Origin of the sequence: Bradyrhizobium sp. TM233, assembly GCF_036247965.1 — a bacterium.
Lineage (GTDB): Bacteria > Pseudomonadota > Alphaproteobacteria > Rhizobiales > Xanthobacteraceae > Bradyrhizobium > Bradyrhizobium ottawaense.
Map to the genome: position 1 here is coordinate 94,284 of NZ_BTIG01000002.1, position 17,535 is coordinate 111,818.

Sequence of the window (17,535 nt, forward strand, 5' to 3'; positions counted from 1 at the left end):
GCCGAGCCGCAATTGGCGAAAGAAAAATGGTCTCAAAACAGGCCCTTCGGTGGCAGGTTTCGGGCAGGTGTTGCGCGATGGTCACGGGCTGTGGCTAAGATTGCCATTCACGCGGCTCTTTATTGCGTCTGCGAGCAGGCCATGGCTACGATTCCGGCCAATCGCAAAGCGTATGTCCCCAGGGAAAACACCGATGAGACCGAACGGCCGTCACACCGCCGGCGCCAGCCAGTTGTCCGCCCTCCGTGTATGGGCGATCTGCCTGCTCCTGCTGTCAGCTGTTGCCATCAGCCCGACCACGGCCCGGGCGGCCCCGAGCCAGGCCCAGGTCGCGACCACCCACGTCTATCTGCTCCGTGGCGTGCTCAACATCTTCTCGCTCGGCCTCGACACGATCGGCGCCCGACTCCAGGCGCAGGGCATCCCGGTGACGGTCGCCAACTTCGTCTCCTGGTCCTCGCTCGCCGATGAAGCCGCGACCGCCTACAAGGCCGGCCGGCTCAAGACCATCGTCCTGGTCGGCCATTCCTCCGGCGCGACCGCGCTGCCGGACATGATCGCGAAGCTCAACCATCTCGGCGTGCCCGTGAAGCTCGCGGTCGGCCTCGACTCCGTGTTCAAGACCAAGCTCACCACCGGCGCCGAGCGCTACATCAACATCTATATCGGCGACGGCCCCGGCGAGCCGGTGAAGCGCGCCGACGGTTTCCGCGGCAAGCTCGACAATGTCGATGTCCGCGGCACCGGCGTCGGCCACATCTCGATCGACAAGAACGAGGCGATCCAGCGCCGCGTCATCGCCGAGATCGACGCCGCCATCATGCGCTCGCGCGCGCCGGCGGTCCCGGTCGCCGAGCCCGGCGCACCGCGGCAGGCGCGCTCGGCGGCGGCAACGGCTCCGGCAAGGAACTGAGCCGTCGCATCCTCCCGCGTGATGCCGCCTAAGCGGGCGTCACGCGGACCGGCATGCTCTCCAGGCCGCGCAGGGAATTGTTGAGTCTGCGTTTCGGCTCTGCGGTGAGCTCGATGGTCTTCACGCGCCTCGCAAGCTCGCCGAAGATCAATTCGCCTTCCAGACGCGCGATCATCTGACCGACGCAGGCGTGGATGCCTGCGCCGAAGCCGACATGGCCGGTCGCGGTCCGTTCGACCTCGAAGCGATCGGCTCCGTCCCATCGTGCCGGATCGCGGTTGGCGGAGGCCATGAACAGCAGCACCTTGCGGTGTGCCGGGATCACGCCGCCGCCGATCTCGACGTCGCGCGAGGTGGTGCGAAAGAACGTCTGCACCGGTGAATCATAGCGCAGGCCTTCCTCGAACGCATTGCGCGCCAGCTCCGGCCTGTGGTGGAGCTTGCGGTATTCATCCGGATGGGTGGCGAGAGCGAGCAGGGTGTTGCCGATGCCGTTGACGGTGGTGTCGATCCCGGCGGTGAGGAACGGCCGCACAAGATGGGTCGCTTCGTGCTCGGTGATCTCGCCGTCGTCGGCCGCCTGGTAGATCATCATGCCGAGGCTGTCGGGCCGCAACGCATCCCGCGCACAGCAGTCCATGATCCAGCTCTGGGCGGCGAGGCCTTCCTTGCGTGAAGCCGCTAGCATCTCGTTCTCGGGGCCAAAGCTGTCGAACACGAATGTGCTCCAGGCCAGCAGCTTCTCGCGGCCGTCCGCCCGGATGCCGATCGCATCCGGAAACACCTTCATCGGATAGGCTTCGGCAAGATCGGTGACGGCATCGAACGTGCCTTTGTCGATCAGCTCCGTGACCTTCTTCTCCGCCTCCTGCTGAAACGTCTCGCGCAGCTTCCTCGCGACGCCCGGAGACAGCGTGCGGCCGAGGACCCGCCGGCCCTTGTCGTGATCGGGCGGATCGATCTGGAGCGTCAGCGGCTTTGGCAGCGCAGGGTTCATCCCGTTGAGCCCGACGCCCTCGCCACTGATGAAGGTCTTCCAGTCCTTCAAGGCCGGCTCGACCTCGCCATAGCCGGCCATCGCCCACACGCCGTAGCGCTCCAGCGCGAATACGGGCCCGAGCGCGCGCAGCGCCGCGTAGGCAGGATAGGGGTCCAACAGGAAGTCAGGCGCAAACGGGTCGACCTGACTGGAGGCGATGCCGCTCATGATCTGCTCCGCTTCTATGGCTTGCCGAGCGGGCACTGGCCATCGCTCTCGGAGCGGAACGCGTCCTCGCCCTTGATCGTGGCGACGACCTTCAGCAGATCCCAGCTGGATGTCGATTCCTCCGGCGACTTGACCTGCAACAGGTAGAGCGGGTGGATCTTGCGACCGTCCTTGCGGATATAGCCCTTGCCGAACAGAACATCATCGGTCGGCATCTCCTTCATCGCGGCGACGACGGCCTTGCCGTCCTTGGCGCCGCCGACCTTGTCGACCGCCTTGAGATAGTGAATGACCGAGGCATAGACGCCAGCCTGCATGTCGTTCGGATAGGCCTTTGAGGGAATGCGCTCGGCGAAGCGCTTTGCGAAAGCCCGCGTGCCGTCGTTCAGATCCCAGTAGAACGGATTCATGATCTGCGCGCCCTGCGCGAATTTCAGGCCGAGCGCGGGAAGCCCATTCATGCCCAGGATCAATCCGACCAGCTTGTGGTCCTTGGTCAGCCCGAACTCGGCGGCCTGCTTCATCGATGTGATGGTGTCGTCACCGGCATTGGCGAAGCCGACGACGTTCGCGCCCGAAGCCTGGGCCTGCAGCAGGAAAGAGGCGTAATCGGCCGTTCCCAGCGGATGCCGCACGCTGCCGAGCACCTCGCCGCCGGACGCCTTCACGGCCTCCGCAGCCTGCTTTTCCAGATCATGACCGAAGGCGTAGTCGGCGGTGATGAAGAACCATTTCTTGCCGCCCTGCCGCACGATCGCCTTGCCGAGACCGCGTCCGTAGGCATAGGTGTCGTAGGTCCAGTGCACGGTGTTCGGCGTGCACTTCTCGCCGGTCAGCAGCACTGTTCCGGCGCCCGACCCGACGAAGACCTTGTTCTTCTCGGCGCTCATGCCGGCCACCGCAAGCGCGATCGACGAGTTCGGAAGGTCGAAGATCGCATCGACGCTGTCGTTCTCGTACCAGCGCCGCGCGATGCCGATCCCGATGTCGGTCTTGTTCTGGTGGTCGGCCGCGACGACCTCGACCGGCTTGCCGGCGGCCTTTCCGCCAAAATCCTCGACGGCCATTTTGGCGGCGACGACCGAGCCGATGCCCTGGTAGCTCGCGAACGGACCGGACTGGTCATTCAGGACGCCGATCTTCACAACGTCCTGGGCGAACGTCGGCGCCGTGGCCAGCGTTGCGGCCAAAATGCATAATTTGTGCAGGAATTTGCTGTTCATTGTGTCCCTCCCATAGGCGGTCTTGGTGCCGCTGAATAATAGTTATATTTTATAGCTATTTTTGAGAGTGTCAATTCGGCCGGCCCTTTGGATTGAGAATCATGAGCCCGAAGCCTCTAAGACCCGGAGCCAAATCCGCTCCGCAAAAGTCCGCTCAGCAGACGGAGAAATCGCTGGACCTGCGCGCGCTCCAGCGCACGCCCGGCTTCATGCTGCGCCTGGCGCAGCTGAAGTTCTTCGAAGGCTTCTACGAGGAGTTCGCCGCTTTGGGCCTGACGCCCGCGACCTATGCGATCTTCGCCGTCATTCGCGACAATCCGGGCGTTCCGCCGAGCGGCCTCGCCAGCCTGCTCCGGCTCCGGCTGCCGAACCTGATCAAGATCCTGAACGAGCTGGAATCATCCGGCTTCATCAAGCGCAACCGCTCGAAGTCCGATCGCCGCGCCGTCGAGCTCATGCTGACGCCGAAGGGCGCAAAGCTCATTGCGGAGGGAGCAAGGCTGACGGAGCCCTATAATCGGAAGATGCTGGCACCGCTCAGCGAGGCCGAGCAGCGCACGCTGCTCGAATTGCTGAACCGGATGCTGCCGCTTTAGCCGTTCGCGTGCGAGGACCGAGGCCAATCGTCGCAAAGTCCGGTCGCGCCGCCAAACGTGCGCGGGACATCGAGCCCGGGAGGGATGGAGGCGGGTTCCGTGCCCCAAATTCCACCCAATCGGCCGTCACTAAGCCCCCGGAGGGGGCCCTCGCCTCCCGTGGTGGGACTGCTTGGACTGATGATGGATCTGAGGCGGCTAGTCGTGCTGGCAGCGGTTGCGCTGCTCGCCTTGAACCCTGTCATGACCGCGGCGTCCCCGGCCAAGTCGAAGCCGGCAGCGATCCCGGCCGCACCGCCGCCTCCGCCGTTCGAGCCGTTGCCGCCGCCGAACGTCTACCTGTTCCGCGGCGCCATGGGCCCGATCTTCTCGACCGGCATGGACCGGCTCGGCGAGAAGCTGACACAGGCCGGCTTTTCCGCCGATGTCTATGAATTCACCCTCTGCCGGTTCATCGGCAACCGCGTCATCGCCAGCTACAAGGAGAAGGCGGCGCCGATCGTGCTGATCGGGCACTCCATGGGCGGGCTGTGCTCGATCGTCATCTCCGAGATGGCGGCCAAGGAGAGCATCCCGATCAGCCTCGTCATCGCCATCGATCCCGCGCATGCGACAGGCGACGTGCCGCTCAATGTCGAGCGCTTCATCAACATCTTCCTGTCCGACAGCGTGCTCGGCGGCGGCGACGTCGTCGCGGTCCCCGGCTTTCGCGGTCATTATGCGAGCTACGACTTGAAGGAAAACAGCCGCGTCTCGCACATCAACATCGAAAAGTCCGACGACATCCATCGCCAGATCGTCGAGATGGTGACCCAGCTGCCGCGCATTCCGCCGCAGACCCAGGCCGGTGCCGTGCCGCTGCGCTATCTGGTGCCTGCGGATACGCTGGTCGAATTGTGGGATAGCGGCGTGCGGGTGCCGGTGCGGCGCGGCGATACCATGGAGAGCATAGCCGCCGCCAATCGCGTGCCGCTGTGGACGCTCGCGCAGAGCAACTCGCTTGCAGAGAACGCGCAGCTCACGCCCGGACAGACCATCATCGTGCCGCGCCATCTGGCACCGCCGGAGCCGGCCGCAGCGATGGCGACGCCGCCGGCTCCTCCGGCGGGGCGGAGGTAGTTAATTCACACCTGTCATGCCCGGGCTTGTCCCGGGCATCCGAGGGGCGATCACACGTTCGAGCCGTTGATCGCGTCGATCACGGCGTCCGTCACTTCCTTCGTCGTCGCCTTGCCGCCGACATCCGGCGTCAGCACGCCGGCCGCGCAGACGCGCTCGACCGCCGCCATCAGCCTTGAAGCGGCGTCCTTCTCACCGAGATGCTCGAGCATCTGCGCGCCGGTCCAGAAGGTCGCGACCGGATTGGCGATGCCCTTGCCGGTGATGTCGAAGGCCGAGCCGTGGATCGGCTCGAACATCGAGGGGAAGCGGCGCTGCGGATCGATGTTGCCGGTCGGCGCCACGCCGAGGCTGCCGGCCAGCGCGCCGGCGAGGTCCGAGAGGATGTCGGCGTGCAGGTTGGTCGCGACGATAGTGTCGAGGCTCCTCGGATGCAGCGTCATGCGCACCGTCATGGCATCGACCAGCATCTTGTCCCAGGTCACGTCGGGGAATTCGGTCGCGACCTCGGCCGCGATCTCGTCCCACATCACCATGCCGTGGCGCTGCGCGTTCGACTTGGTCACGACGGTCAGGAATTTGCGCGGGCGCGACTGTGCGAGCTGGAACGCATAGCGCATGATGCGAGTGACGCCGACGCGGGTGAAGACCGCGACCTCGGTGCCGACCTCCTCCGGCAGGCCCTTGTGGGCGCGGCCGCCCATGCCGGCATATTCGCCTTCCGAATTCTCACGCACGATCACCCAGTCGAGATCGCCGACACCGACATTGCGCAGCGGCGAGGCGACGCCGGGCAAAATCTTGGTCGGCCGCACATTGGCGTATTGGTCAAACCCCTGGCAGATCGGCAGGCGCAGGCCCCACAGCGTGATGTGGTCGGGCACATCGGGCGCGCCGACCGCACCGAAATAGATCGCGTCGAACTTCTTCAGCTCGGCGAGGCCGTCGGCCGGCATCATCACGCCGTGCTTCTTGTAATAATCCGAGCCCCAGTCGAACGTCCTGACGTTGAAGGCGAGATCGCCGCTGCGTTTGGCCAGTGCCTCCAGCACGCGCAGGCCGGCCGAAATCACCTCGGGGCCGATGCCGTCGGCGGGAATGGCTGCGATCGAATGAGTGCGCATGAGAATGCTCCGTGTGAGAGATCGCGCCGGCATAGCTGGCCGTCTGCGTCGTCGGCGAATCTAGACGGGAGTGCAGGGCGAACTCAATTGGCGCTGGTTTATACAAAAAAATGATATAATCCTCGGGAGAGGAGAGGATTTGCGGGATGGAATTGCATCAGTTGCGGTGCTTCGTGGCGGCGGCCGAGCAGCTGCATTTCGGCCGGGCCGCGCAGCAGCTCCAGATGCTGCCTTCCGCGCTCGGCCGCCAGATCAGGCTGCTGGAGGAGGATCTGGGCACGCGGCTGTTCGCGCGCACGACGCGTGCAGTGTCGCTCACCGAGGACGGCGCGACGCTGCTGCGCGATGCCCGCTCCATCCTCGCCAAGGTCGAGGCGGTCGAGAGCAATCTGCGCAACCGCTCCCGGGCGGGGACTGCGCGGCGGCTCCGGATCGGCGCCATCGACAGCGCAGCCGCCGGGTTGCTGCCGCCGCTCCTGCGCGACTTCCGCGCCAGGCATCCTGACATCGCGTTGCAGCTGCTCGAGGACAAGACCATCCGGTTGCTGCCGAAGATCCTCACCGGCGCGCTGGATCTCGCCTTCGTTCGCCGGCCCGATCGTGCGGACAAGCGGCTCGAATTCCGCGATCTGCTCCAGGAGACCGCGATCGTGGCGTTCCCGCAGCGGCACGCGCTGGCCGCGCGCAAGTCGATCACGCTGGCCGACATCGCCGACGAGGCGATGCTGGTACCGGACCGCCGCTCGCGGCCGCACAGCCATGATCTCACGATCAAGCTGTTCGAGCAGGCAGGCCTGACGCCGCGTATCGTGCAGGTCGCCGACGAGAAGCAGACCATCATCAACCTGGTGGCCACGAGGCTCGGGGTTGCGATCGTGCCGCGCTGGACGGCGCGCATGGCGGTCACGGGCGTGCGCTTCGTGCCGCTGCGGCCAAGGCAGAGCGGGCCGGTCGGCCGGCTGCCGCTCGCCGCCGCGTGGTTGCGCGGCTCGCGCGATCCGGCCCGCGATGCCATGCTGGCGGTGCTCGAGGCGCGCCTGCGCAGCTATGCGCGGGAGGCGTGAGGGGCTATGACGGAAGCTCGGACCAGAGGTGAGTGCGATGACTGAACAGAGAGCTTCGAGCGAGTGGCGGGTCGCCATTGCCGGTCTGGGCTCGATCGGCACGAAGATCGCGACCGCGCTCGATCAGGGCATCGAGGGGCTGGCGCTGTCGGCCGTGGCCGTGCGCGATCCCGCCAAGCATCAGGCCTTCATCGGCGGTCTGCGTCATTCGCCGAAGATCCTGCCGATCGATCAGCTCGGCGAGGTCGCCGACATCGTGGTCGAGTGCGCACCGAGCAGCCAGTTGCGCGCGATCGTCGAGCCCGCTGTGAAGCGCGGCAAGGCCGCGGTCGTGGTCAGCGTCGGTGGATTGCTCGACAATTTCGATCTCGTCGATCTCGCGCGTGCCAATGGCGGCCGCATCATCGTGCCGACCGGCGCGCTGATCGGGCTCGACGCCGTCAACGCCGCCGCAATCGGCAGCATCCAATCCGTGAAGATGGTGACGCGCAAGCCGATCGACGGGCTGAAGGGCGCGCCGTTCATCGTTCAGAACAACATCGACATCGACAATCTGCGCGAGCCGCTCAAACTGTTCGAGGGCAGCGCGCGCGAAGCGGCGAAGGGCTTTCCGGCGAACGTCAACGTCGCCGTTGCGCTGTCGCTGGCGGGAATAGGGCCCGATCGCACCCAGATCCAGGTTTGGGCCGACCCGACCGTGACGCGCAACGTTCACCGCATCGAGGTCGAGGCGGATTCGGCGCGGTTCTCGATGGGCATCGAGAACATCCCGTCCGAAAATCCAAAGACCGGCCTGATCACCGCGCTGTCGGTGATCGCGCTGCTGAAGAAGCAGCGCGCCACGCTGTGTGTGGGGACGTGATCCTTCACGCGCCCGTGACGCGCCAGATCACGTTGCCGACGTCGTCGGCCATCAGCAGCGACTTCTTGTCGGGGCCGATCGCGACGCCGACCGGGCGGCCGTAGGATTCCTTCTCGTCTGGGGACAGGAAGCCCGACAGGATGTCGCGACCGGGGCCGGACGGCTTGCCGTTCTCGAACGGGATGAACACCAGCTTGTAACCGGACAGCGTGCTGCGATTCCACGAGCCGTGCTGGCCGATGACCATGCCGTCGGGGAAGCCCGGCAGCGTGCCCGCGGGCATCCAGCACAGGCCGAGCGAGGCGGTGTGGCCGCCGAGCGCGTAGTCCGGTTGAAGCGCCTTGGCGACCATCGCCGGATCCTGCGGCACGCGGTCGTCCACCGTCTTGCCCCAATAGCAATAGGGCCAGCCGTAGAAGCCGCCGTCGCGCACCGAGGTGAGATAGTCCGGCGGCGTCTCGTCGCCGAGGCCGTCGCGCTCGTTGACGACGGTCCAGAGCACACCCGTATTTGGCTCCCACGCAAGACCGACTGGATTGCGCAGGCCGGCGCCGAAAATGCGATGCGTGCCGGCGGCGAGATCGAGCTCGTAGACCGCGGCGCGGCCTTCCTCGACCTCCATGCCCATCTCGGCGATGTTGCTGAGCGAGCCGACGCCGGCATAGAGCTTGTTGCCGTCGGGGCTTGCGAGCAGGCTGCGGGTCCAGTGGCCGCTTGGCTTGAACGTCGTGAGCCGCTTGCCCGGCGCGGTGATGCGGTCGGCATTGGCGGCGTATGGGAAAGCCATCACGCCGTCGGTATTGCCGACGTAAAAAGTGTCGCCGACCAGCGCCATGCCGAACGGCTGGCTGAGGTTTTCCATGAAGGCGCCGCGGTGTTCGGCGACGCCGTCGCCGTCCTTGTCGCGCAGCAGCGTGATGCGGTCGGCGGACACGCCGAGCGCCGCGGCGCGCCGCATCGTCGCCTGCATCGCATAGTGAAACACGCTGCGCGGCGCGCCGGCGATCTGCGTGGCCTCCGCAATCAGCACGTCACCGTTCGGCAGCACCTCGATCCAGCGCGGATGGTCGAGCCCGGTTGCGAACGCATTGACCTTGAGCCCGGGCGCCACGGTCGGCTTCTGGCCCTCGCTCCAGCCGCGCGCGGACGGCATCTTCAAGGTCGGGATCGCGCCTTGCGGCTTGGCTTCGGGGATCGCCGGCGTTTGGCCCCAGGCCGGCGCAGGTGTGTTGCCCGAGAGCTTCCGCCATTGCAGCGCAATGCCGCCGAGGAGCGCGACGAACTGCGCAAAGATGCTGGAAAAGGTCATGTAAATCCCCTGTTGAACGTGCGGCACAGTCCAACGGATCGCCCAATGCCCCGCGCGGGCTCAGGCCTGATCGCCGATCTCTCCAGATCCACGATGGAATGTCGCCGTGCCTCGTTGCGCGCGCATCCAACGTGCTGGCGGTAAAAAGGTCAACGCCGGGGAACTCGACGGACGTCCATTCCCATGGAATGGCAGCCGACTAAATTTGCATGGAGAGGGGCCGCGGCGGTTCCTGACCCGAGCCTCGAAGGATGGAGGGCTCGGATGCATCGCGGCTGTGCATCCTTCGAGGCTCAGCCAGCGATGCGTTCGCATCGCCGGCTGAGCGCCTCAGGATGACGGGATTAGCCGCAAACGTTACGCGAGAGAGCGATAGGCGAGCTGCTAGCCCTTACCGCGGCGACAGGAACGGGATGATCATCGGCACGCGGCGGCAATAGGCGCCGTAGGCGTCCTCGCCGAGCTCCTTGGACAAAAACACCTCTTCCATTCGGCCCTTCTGCCACATGCCGAGCGAGATCAGGACGGCGCCGAGGATCGTCGTTATGAGGCCGATCGCGATGCCGGTGACGAGCATGCCGAAGATCAACCCGGTGTAGATCGGGTGACGCACGATGCCGTAGGGGCCGGTGTCGATCACACGATGGTCTTCCTTGTGGGTGATGGTGTTGGACCAGAATTTTCCGAGATGCAGCCGGCCCCACCAGGCGAAGGCGATGCCGGCGGCCGAGAGGACCGCGGCGATGATGATGCCGGTGTTGCCGAGCACCCAGAGCGGCTTCCAGCCCAGCAGCTGTGCAATCCAAGGCGTGTACAGGATGCCGCCGACCAGGATCGGGATGCGATAGCGGCCGGACTCCAGCGTCATGACCTGCTTCTTGGTCTGCCCCTGCCAGAACGAGGCGCCGACCCAGCTGGCGAGAAAGGCAAGCCAGATCAGGGCCAGGAGTTCGGTCGGCCAGGCCGTGGTCCAGCCACCCCAGGCCACAGAAAGAAGCTTGCTGAAATCGAAGGACATGAAGGTTCTTTGCGTTGGGCGGCGGCTTCAGCTCGCGCGCGAGGAGAGCGCGTGATGCTTGATGGCGCCGGAGGGCTGCTGGCCGTTGCGGGCGAGCAGATGGGTGATGGTTTCACGCAGCACGGGCTCGATCGGACGCGGCGCGTAGCCGAGCTCGGTGCGCGCCTTGCCGATCGAGAGGTCGCTTGCGGCGAGCGCAATGCGCACGCCCTCGGCGGTGCCGTTGGGTGGCCGCCGCGTGACGCGATCGGCGAGATATTCGAGCATGATGCCCGAGAGCTCGGCGATCTTGCCGGGCACGACGACCGGGAACTGCCGGCGGCCGCTCATCGCCGACATCATCCGCAGGATGTTGCCGAGCGGGACGCAGTCGCCGCCGAGGATGTAGCGCTGGCCGATGCGACCGCGCTCCATGGTCAGCACGAGGCCCATGGCCACGTCGCGGACGTCGACGAGGTTGACCAGGAAGTTGAGATGCGGCTGCACCTTCTTCTGGAGGAAGTACCACAGCATCGCCGTCGGCGGCGTCAGATTATGGTCGGCCGCGCCGATCGGCATGGTCGGCGTGCCGATCACGAGCGGAAAGCCGCTGGCCGCCGCTTTCGCGGCATGATGCTCGGCGAGCGACTTCGAGCGCGTATAGGCACCCGGCATGGCGTCGGCCGGCTGCAGCGTCTCTTCGGCGGCAGCGCCTTTGAGGTCGGAATAGGGGAACAGGATCGATTCCGTCGAGCAGTGCAAAAAGCGCGACACGCCGCGCTTCATTGCGGCCGCGAGCACGATTTCGGTGCCGCGACAGTTGACGTCGTGAAAGTCCTGCTTGTTGGCGACCCACATGCCGGGCAGGCCGGCGAGGTGATAGACCTGATCGACCCCGGCGATTGCAGCATCGACCGCGGCGCCGTCGAGCACCGAGCCGTGGACGTATTCAACATCCGCGTTCGCCGCGGACGGCGCGCGGACATCGAGAACGCGCACCCGCTGCCCACGGGCGCGGAGCGCTTCGACGAGGTGATGTCCGATGAAGCCACTGCCACCGGTAACCAGTACGAGAGCCATGCAGAAGGTTGCTGTTTCGCGTCTAGAGCTATCGGGTTGAAAGGGAATTGGTCGGAAGAGGCGCCAGAATCGCGGCAAGGTCGCGACGGAAGCCCAATGCAATGAATAATTTTGCCATCACGAACATCGGTCCAAGCAAAAGATGCGAAGGAAAAGTGAACAACGAGGCTTCGCGGCCCTCAAAAACCTTGTGGCCGATGGTCTGCGCGGCGAGGCCGAGCACCACCAGCGCGGCGAAAATCGCCCACATCGTCGCGGTGCCGACTTGCGCCGCAACGGCCGTCGCAACCGAAAATAGCACGATCGAGACTGCCAGAATGCCGATCCCGAGCGCCACATCGAGCAGCAGCCAATACATCAGGACCGGCAAGGCCAGGATCACGGCGAGGCTGACATCGAAACCGAACAGCGGAAGCCTGACCAGCGTCAGCGGCATCACGGCGCCGGTGAACAACAGGAGAATGCCGACCACATGCATCGCCGTGTTCCGGGGGTCGCGATGGTACTCGACATAAACGGCAAGTTGGCGCTGGAAATAGCCACCCATTTCGGTCTCATGCAGCACGGGGTCGGGGAAGGGCGAACAGAGGCTATAGCACTGGACCGGGCGGTGCACAAACCGGCGCTTTTGTCGCGTGAAACCGTATTTGTGCGCCCCGGACAGGTTACAAAACGATCGGGACTTCAAAGGGTTCCGTCGGGTGCGAAGCTGCGTTCGCTCAGCGCTTCTTGGCGGGCTTTTTCGCCGCAGGCGCAGGCGCCGCAGCCGGATGCGCAGGCGCCTCCTCTGGCACCTTGGCGTAGGTCAGGATCTGCAACTGGCCGTTGACGGCCGAGGTCGGCTTGGCCCGGTCGAGAAACTGCTCCTCGCCGAGGCCGATCGGATGCAGACGCTTGGTCGAGATCTTGAACGTGTTCACCAGCACGTCGCGGATCGCGTCGGCGCGGCGCTGGCTCAGGATCGCATTGGCCTCGCGCGTCTTCGAGTTCGATTCGACGTGGCCGACGATCAGGAACGTGTAGGGCAGCAGCGAGGAATGAACCAGCGCGTCCGCGATGCGGCCGACGGTCTGGTAGGAGGCCGGCTGGATGATCGGCGTGTCGGCATCGAACTGGATCTGCGCGTTGAAGGCGGGCAGCTTGGCGAGGTCAGGCGCGATCGGCGGCCGGTTCACCGGACCCGGATCGTTCTTGATCCTGGCCTTGGCGCGCTCCATCACCTGCTGCTTCAGCGCGGGAAGGTCGACCTCGGCGGCTTCTTCGAAATGGTTGAGCTTGCCGACGATGTCGTCGCGGGTCGGCGCCGCCGTCTGGGCACCGGCAGCGCCCGCGAGCAAAGCGAGGCCGAGCGCGACCGCAGTTCCGGCAATGAAAAGCCTGTTCGCGCGCATCAGCGGTACCCCGCGTCGTCGACGGCTTTCAGGCAGTTGTTGCTGATGCCCTTGGGCGTCGAAACCAGGCAGGGGATCGACTTGCTGGTCTCCTTGGTCGAGCCGCCGCAGACCTTGACGATCTCGCGCTGGCAGGCGTTCGCCACCGTGACGCGCGCGGCGACGCGCTTCTGGATGGCGTCGAACGCGCCGAGATAGTCGCTCTGGCACTGCTGGGACAGCACGTCGCGGTTGCGCGACAGGCACTCCTTCAGGCGGGTCGAATCCGGGTTGACGCCGCGGCAATTGGCGACGATTTCCGCACCGCAACTTTTGGCCAGGAGCCCGATCGAATCGCCAAAGCTCATAGTCTCCGCCGCGCTAAGCGACGGCATCCCCAATGCCAGCAAGATCAGTGCGATGCCCCGGACCATGGCGGCATCTGATACGGGGAAGTTCGGGCGGGTCAAGGGCTGTTCGGGGGAGATCTGTTGAACGCCAGGCGAGTGCGGCGAACAGTCCTCACTCGGCAGCGTGGGCGCGGGTAGGTAGTTCGATCAGGGCGACCATGTATTTCCTGAGGTCGTCAGCGACCTCCGGATCGGCCTTAAGTTCGGTCAACGTCCTTGGCGAGGGAAGCTGGCGGCCGTCCCCAATCAGCTCCTGCGCATAGAGTTCAAGCGCTTCTGGCGCATTCTCCAAGGCTTCGTCGATGTCGTCGCCGCCGGAAATGCAGCCGGGCAGGTCCGGAAACCACACTCCAACGGCATGGTCCGGCCCAGCGTCCTCAATGATGGCAATGTAATGAGCCATATCGACCTCAGTCGGGCTTCCAACCCGCCCCCTTATAGATGGCACGGACCAAGCCCTTTCCCAAGTCCTTCTTAGGATGCGGAACGACGATCGCTTCGCCCGAAGCGGGACTTTTGAATACGTGATGCGAGCCGGTCACACGCACGAGTTTCCAACCCTCTTGCTCCAGGCGCCGAATTATGTCGCGGCTCGCGGTCAGCATGATGTCCTCCAAGAGAATCACCTGACCACAAACTAATCCGGGGTAACTAGTGTTTGGTGAGCGGAGCGGCTTTGCTCACGCCCGCTGCACGAAGCTGTCCACGACCTTCTTCTCGCCGGCCTTGTCGAAGTGGATCGTGAGCTTGTTTCCGTCGATCTTGGTGACGTGGCCGTAGCCGAATTTCTGGTGGAAGACGCGGTCGGAGAGCGAGAAGTCCGAGATCGTGCCGGTGGATTTGGCAACCAACTCGCCCTCGATGGTCATCGGACCGCGGCGGCGCGAGGAGAAGCTGCCGAAGTCGGGGCCTGATGACGAGGACGAGGAGAACGTTGCTGCCTCTTCCTCGAAGCCGCCGCTTCTGCCGCCGCCACCGCCGCCATTGCGGCCGCCGCCCCGGTTGCGGTTGGCCTGGGCGCGCTGCCAGCCCGGCGTCGAATAGGTGGAGCCGAACGCCTCCATGTCGTCGAAGCGTGAGGCGCCGTAGCCGCCGGTGCCGCCCCAGGCCGAGCCGCCCTTGGATTCGGTGATCTCGACATTGGCCGCCGGCAGTTCGTCGAGGAAGCGCGACGGGATCGTGGTCGACCATGTCCCGTGGATCCGGCGGTTGGTGGCGAAATAGATCATGGCGCGGCGGCGGGCGCGGGTCAGGCCGACATGGCCGAGCCGGCGCTCCTCTTCGAGGCCGGCGCGGCCCTGTTCGTCCAGCGTGCGCTGGCTCGGGAACAGGCCTTCCTCCCAGCCGGGCAGGAACACGTTGTCGAATTCGAGCCCCTTGGCCGAATGCAGCGTCATCAGCGACACCGCGTCCTCATCGGCGCCGCTGTCGCGGTCCATCACCAGCGAGATGTGCTCGAGGAATCCTTGCAGGTTCTCGAACTCCTCCATCGAGCGCACCAGCTCTTTCAAATTCTCCAGCCGGCCTGCGGCGTCCGCCGAACGGTCCTTCTGCCACATCTCGGTATAGCCGCTCTCGTCGAGCACGATCTGGGCGAGGTCGGTGTGCGCGGTGACCTCGCGCTGGGCGCGCCAGCGGTCGAACTGGGCGACGACCTCGCGAAGCGAGCCGCGCGCCTTCGGCTTCAGCTCGTCGGTCTCGACTACGGCGCGCGCCGCTTCGAACAAGGGAATGCGGCGCTTGCGGGCGTGGTCGTGCAGCATCTGCACGGTGGCGTCGCCGAGTCCTCGTTTGGGCACATTGACGATACGCTCGAAGGCGAGGTCGTCGGCCGGCGAGTTGATGACGCGCAAGTACGCCAGCGCATCGCGGATTTCGGCGCGCTCGTAGAAGCGAGGGCCGCCGATGACGCGGTAGGGCAGGCCGAGCGTGACGAAGCGGTCTTCGAACTCGCGCATCTGATAGGAGGCGCGCACCAGGATCGCGATCTCGTTGAGCTTCTCGCCCTTGCGCTGGATCTGCTCGATCTCCTCGCCGATGCCGCGGGCTTCCTCTTCCGAATCCCACGAGCCCGTCACCGTGACCTTCTCGCCGTCCTGGTCCTCGGTGCGCAGCGTCTTGCCGAGCCGGCCTTCATTGTGCGCGATCAGGTGCGAGGCGGCGGCGAGGATGTGGCCGGTCGAGCGATAGTTGCGCTCGAGGCGGATGACCTTGGCGCCGGGGAAATCGTGGTCGAAGCGCAGGATGTTGTCGACCTCGGCACCGCGCCAGCCATAGATCGACTGGTCGTCGTCGCCGACGCAGCAGATGTTCTTGGTGGGGGGCGTCTGCTCCCTCGCCCCGCTTGCGGGGAGAGGGTCGGGGTGAGGGGGAGTCTCCACGAGCGCGGTGCTCGGAGAGTCCCCCTCACCCGCCGCGCTTTGCGCGTCGGCCTCTCCCCGCAAGCGGGGAGAGGCGAAGGACGGGGACGACGGCGCCTGCGACAGCAGCCGCAGCCACAGATATTGAGCGACGTTCGTGTCCTGATACTCGTCCACCAGGATGAATTTGAAACGCTGCTGGTACTGCCGCAGAATATCCGGATGCTCGCGGAAGATGCGGATATCTTCCAAAAGCAGATCGCCGAAATCCGCCGCGTTCAAAATCTTCAGCCGCTCCTGATAGCTCGCATAGAGCTTGCCGCCCTTGCCGTTGCCGAACATGGCGGCTTCGCCTGACGGCACCTGCGACGGCATCAGGCCGCGGTTCTTCCAGCCGTCGATCAGGCCGGCGAGCATGCGTGCTGGCCAGCGCTTGTCGTCGATGTTCTCGGCCTGCAGCAGCTGCTTCAGCAGCCGCACCTGGTCGTCGGTGTCGAGCACGGTGAAGTTGGACTTGAGCTGCGCCAGCTCGGCATGGGTGCGCAGGATGCGGCCGCCGATGGAGTGGAAGGTGCCGAGCCACGGCATGCCCTCGACGGCATGGCCGAGCATCTGGCCGAGCCGGTGCTTCATCTCGCGCGCGGCCTTGTTGGTGAAGGTCACCGACAGGATCTCGGCGGGGCGGGCGCGGCCCTGGCTCAGGATATGGGCGATCCGCGTCGTCAGCACGCGCGTCTTGCCGGTGCCGGCGCCGGCCAGCACCAGGACCGGGCCGTCCAGCGTCTCCACGGCCTCGCGCTGCTCCGGATTGAGCCCGGACAGATATTTCGGGCCCACCGAGGCGCGCGCACGCGCGGCGATGCCGCCGGCTGCGGGCTGGTGATCGGGGACGTTCTGGGACGTGATCTTGCTCGGCTCGGTCATGCGAATCATAGGCCCCACGATGGCACCGGGGGGTGGCGGAAGGGAGCCTTCTAACAGGGATTGGTGTCTATATGGGGCGGCGGAATGAGGTTTTCCACGTGCGCGGCAGGCCAATTTGTTCCTGCGGGCCTTTCGAATTTCCACCCTGCGCGGATCGGAACCATCGTTCCCGCCTCGAGATTGTCTGGGCAGGTGGCGCGGCCAGCCGCGCCAAACGCAGACAGACATCAAGACGAGGGTTTTACCATGCTTGGCTGGGTTGTGACGTTTCTGGTTATCGCATTGATCGCCGGCATCCTGGGCTTCGGCGGCATCGCCGGCGCCTCGATCGAGATCGCCAAGATCATCTTCTTCATCGCGGTCGTTCTGTTCCTGGTCTCGGCCGTGGTCGGCCTGGCCCGCGGTCGCAACAGGATCTAGTGCGCCGGATCACGCGCTACCGCTTCGAGGGCATCGCCACGTTGCGGCCGATGCCCTCGGGGCGCGCCACCGCGCTGTGGGCCTTTGTGACCGCAGCGATGCGCTCGCTTATATCCGGCGGAAAAGGCGCAACCTTGCGCGAGTTCATGTCCATATGAAGCGACATGTTCTCGGAAGTCGCCGACAGCCAGCCTTCGCTTGCGTGCCGCATCTCCTCGAACGTGTGCAGCCGCTTGTCGTCGGCCTCCAGCAGCCAGACCAAGATCTGCACGGGATCGCCGAGGTGGATTTCGCGCAAGTAACGCACGTGGCATTCGGCGGTGAAGGTCGAGCCGTGGCGTTCCTTCATGTAAGCCGGCCCGATGCCGAGCTCGGCCCAGAGCTGGTCGATCGCGCGGTCGAACATCACGTTGTAATAGGCCATGTTGAGATGGCCGTTATAATCGATCCATTGCGGCTCGATCTGCATGATCGAGGCGCGGAATGGCTGTGCTTGGGGCGCTGAGGCGGCAGTCTCCGGCATGTTTCCTTCCAGCTATGCGTCCGGTCGCTTGACT

The 17,535-nt window shown here is 65.4% G+C and carries 19 protein-coding genes; 6 read left to right on the forward strand and 13 right to left on the reverse strand.

Going from position 1 to position 17,535, the window contains the following annotated elements; translation table 11 throughout:
• Positions 1-193 precede the first annotated feature (193 nt).
• Positions 194-913 (forward strand): hypothetical protein, encoded by a 720-nt coding sequence (locus tag AABA86_RS06350; protein WP_338306213.1) that lies wholly within the window; start codon positions 194-196, stop codon positions 911-913.
• A 28-nt stretch (positions 914-941) separates the two neighbouring features.
• Here AABA86_RS06350 and AABA86_RS06355 read toward each other — a convergent pair whose 3' ends face one another.
• Positions 942-2,120, reverse strand: a complete 1,179-nt coding sequence (locus tag AABA86_RS06355) for a cytochrome P450 (RefSeq protein ID WP_338306214.1) — start codon at positions 2,118-2,120, stop codon at positions 942-944.
• 14 nt (positions 2,121-2,134) lie between these two features.
• Positions 2,135-3,343, reverse strand: a complete 1,209-nt coding sequence (locus tag AABA86_RS06360) for an ABC transporter substrate-binding protein (protein ID WP_338306215.1) — start codon at positions 3,341-3,343, stop codon at positions 2,135-2,137.
• A gap of 101 nt (positions 3,344-3,444) precedes the next feature.
• On the opposite strand from AABA86_RS06360, the gene AABA86_RS06365 reads away from it, so the two are divergent.
• Both AABA86_RS06365 and AABA86_RS06370 read left to right on the forward strand, forming a co-directional pair.
• Positions 3,445-3,939, forward strand: coding sequence for a MarR family winged helix-turn-helix transcriptional regulator (locus AABA86_RS06365; protein WP_338306216.1), 495 nt, complete (start codon positions 3,445-3,447; stop codon positions 3,937-3,939).
• Between the two features lie 180 nt (positions 3,940-4,119).
• The gene (locus tag AABA86_RS06370) at positions 4,120-5,058 is read left to right on the forward strand and encodes a LysM peptidoglycan-binding domain-containing protein (protein ID WP_338306217.1); all 939 of its coding nucleotides are present in this window, start codon (positions 4,120-4,122) and stop codon (positions 5,056-5,058) included.
• Positions 5,059-5,108: 50 nt separating this feature from the next.
• Here AABA86_RS06370 and AABA86_RS06375 read toward each other — a convergent pair whose 3' ends face one another.
• A complete protein-coding gene (locus AABA86_RS06375) occupies positions 5,109-6,182 on the reverse strand; it encodes a tartrate dehydrogenase (RefSeq protein WP_338306218.1) in 1,074 nt (357 codons plus the stop codon).
• Between the two features lie 146 nt (positions 6,183-6,328).
• On the opposite strand from AABA86_RS06375, the gene AABA86_RS06380 reads away from it, so the two are divergent.
• Both AABA86_RS06380 and AABA86_RS06385 read left to right on the forward strand, forming a co-directional pair.
• A complete protein-coding gene (locus AABA86_RS06380) occupies positions 6,329-7,246 on the forward strand; it encodes a LysR substrate-binding domain-containing protein (protein WP_338306219.1) in 918 nt (305 codons plus the stop codon).
• A gap of 37 nt (positions 7,247-7,283) precedes the next feature.
• Positions 7,284-8,108: an aspartate dehydrogenase gene (locus tag AABA86_RS06385; RefSeq protein WP_338306220.1), complete on the forward strand. Its 825-nt coding sequence runs from the start codon at positions 7,284-7,286 to the stop codon at positions 8,106-8,108.
• Positions 8,109-8,112: 4 nt separating this feature from the next.
• On the opposite strand, the gene AABA86_RS06390 is transcribed toward AABA86_RS06385, so the two are convergent.
• The 9 genes from AABA86_RS06390 to AABA86_RS06430 form a co-directional block, all read right to left on the reverse strand.
• The gene (locus AABA86_RS06390) at positions 8,113-9,417 is read right to left on the reverse strand and encodes a PQQ-dependent sugar dehydrogenase (RefSeq protein WP_338306221.1); all 1,305 of its coding nucleotides are present in this window, start codon (positions 9,415-9,417) and stop codon (positions 8,113-8,115) included.
• Between the two features lie 391 nt (positions 9,418-9,808).
• On the reverse strand, positions 9,809-10,435 hold the full coding sequence (locus tag AABA86_RS06395) for a methyltransferase family protein (RefSeq protein WP_212249914.1): 627 nt from the start codon (positions 10,433-10,435) through the stop codon (positions 9,809-9,811).
• A gap of 27 nt (positions 10,436-10,462) precedes the next feature.
• Positions 10,463-11,494, reverse strand: coding sequence for an NAD-dependent epimerase/dehydratase family protein (locus tag AABA86_RS06400; protein ID WP_212249913.1), 1,032 nt, complete (start codon positions 11,492-11,494; stop codon positions 10,463-10,465).
• Between the two features lie 28 nt (positions 11,495-11,522).
• Entirely contained in the window at positions 11,523-12,041 is a 519-nt protein-coding gene (locus AABA86_RS06405; RefSeq protein WP_212249912.1) for an Mpo1 family 2-hydroxy fatty acid dioxygenase, read from the reverse strand.
• 172 nt (positions 12,042-12,213) lie between these two features.
• Positions 12,214-12,885 carry an OmpA family protein gene (locus AABA86_RS06410; protein ID WP_212249911.1) on the reverse strand — a complete coding sequence of 224 codons (672 nt, stop codon included), beginning with the start codon at positions 12,883-12,885 and terminating at the stop codon, positions 12,214-12,216.
• Complete coding sequence (locus AABA86_RS06415) at positions 12,885-13,298, reverse strand: hypothetical protein (RefSeq protein ID WP_212250091.1); 414 nt, start codon at positions 13,296-13,298, stop codon at positions 12,885-12,887. The genes AABA86_RS06410 and AABA86_RS06415 overlap by 1 nt, the downstream gene beginning before the upstream one ends.
• A gap of 88 nt (positions 13,299-13,386) precedes the next feature.
• Positions 13,387-13,677, reverse strand: coding sequence for a type II toxin-antitoxin system HicB family antitoxin (locus AABA86_RS06420; RefSeq protein WP_212249910.1), 291 nt, complete (start codon positions 13,675-13,677; stop codon positions 13,387-13,389).
• A gap of 7 nt (positions 13,678-13,684) precedes the next feature.
• Positions 13,685-13,879, reverse strand: coding sequence for a type II toxin-antitoxin system HicA family toxin (locus AABA86_RS06425; RefSeq protein WP_212249909.1), 195 nt, complete (start codon positions 13,877-13,879; stop codon positions 13,685-13,687).
• Between the two features lie 75 nt (positions 13,880-13,954).
• A complete protein-coding gene (locus AABA86_RS06430) occupies positions 13,955-16,567 on the reverse strand; it encodes an ATP-dependent helicase (RefSeq protein ID WP_338306222.1) in 2,613 nt (870 codons plus the stop codon).
• A 237-nt stretch (positions 16,568-16,804) separates the two neighbouring features.
• On the opposite strand from AABA86_RS06430, the gene AABA86_RS06435 reads away from it, so the two are divergent.
• Positions 16,805-16,978, forward strand: a complete 174-nt coding sequence (locus AABA86_RS06435) for a DUF1328 domain-containing protein (protein WP_008556598.1) — start codon at positions 16,805-16,807, stop codon at positions 16,976-16,978.
• A gap of 16 nt (positions 16,979-16,994) precedes the next feature.
• Here the strand turns inward: AABA86_RS06435 and AABA86_RS06440 are convergent, their stop codons facing one another.
• Positions 16,995-17,501: a thioesterase family protein gene (locus AABA86_RS06440; protein ID WP_212249901.1), complete on the reverse strand. Its 507-nt coding sequence runs from the start codon at positions 17,499-17,501 to the stop codon at positions 16,995-16,997.
• Positions 17,502-17,535: the final 34 nt, after the last annotated feature.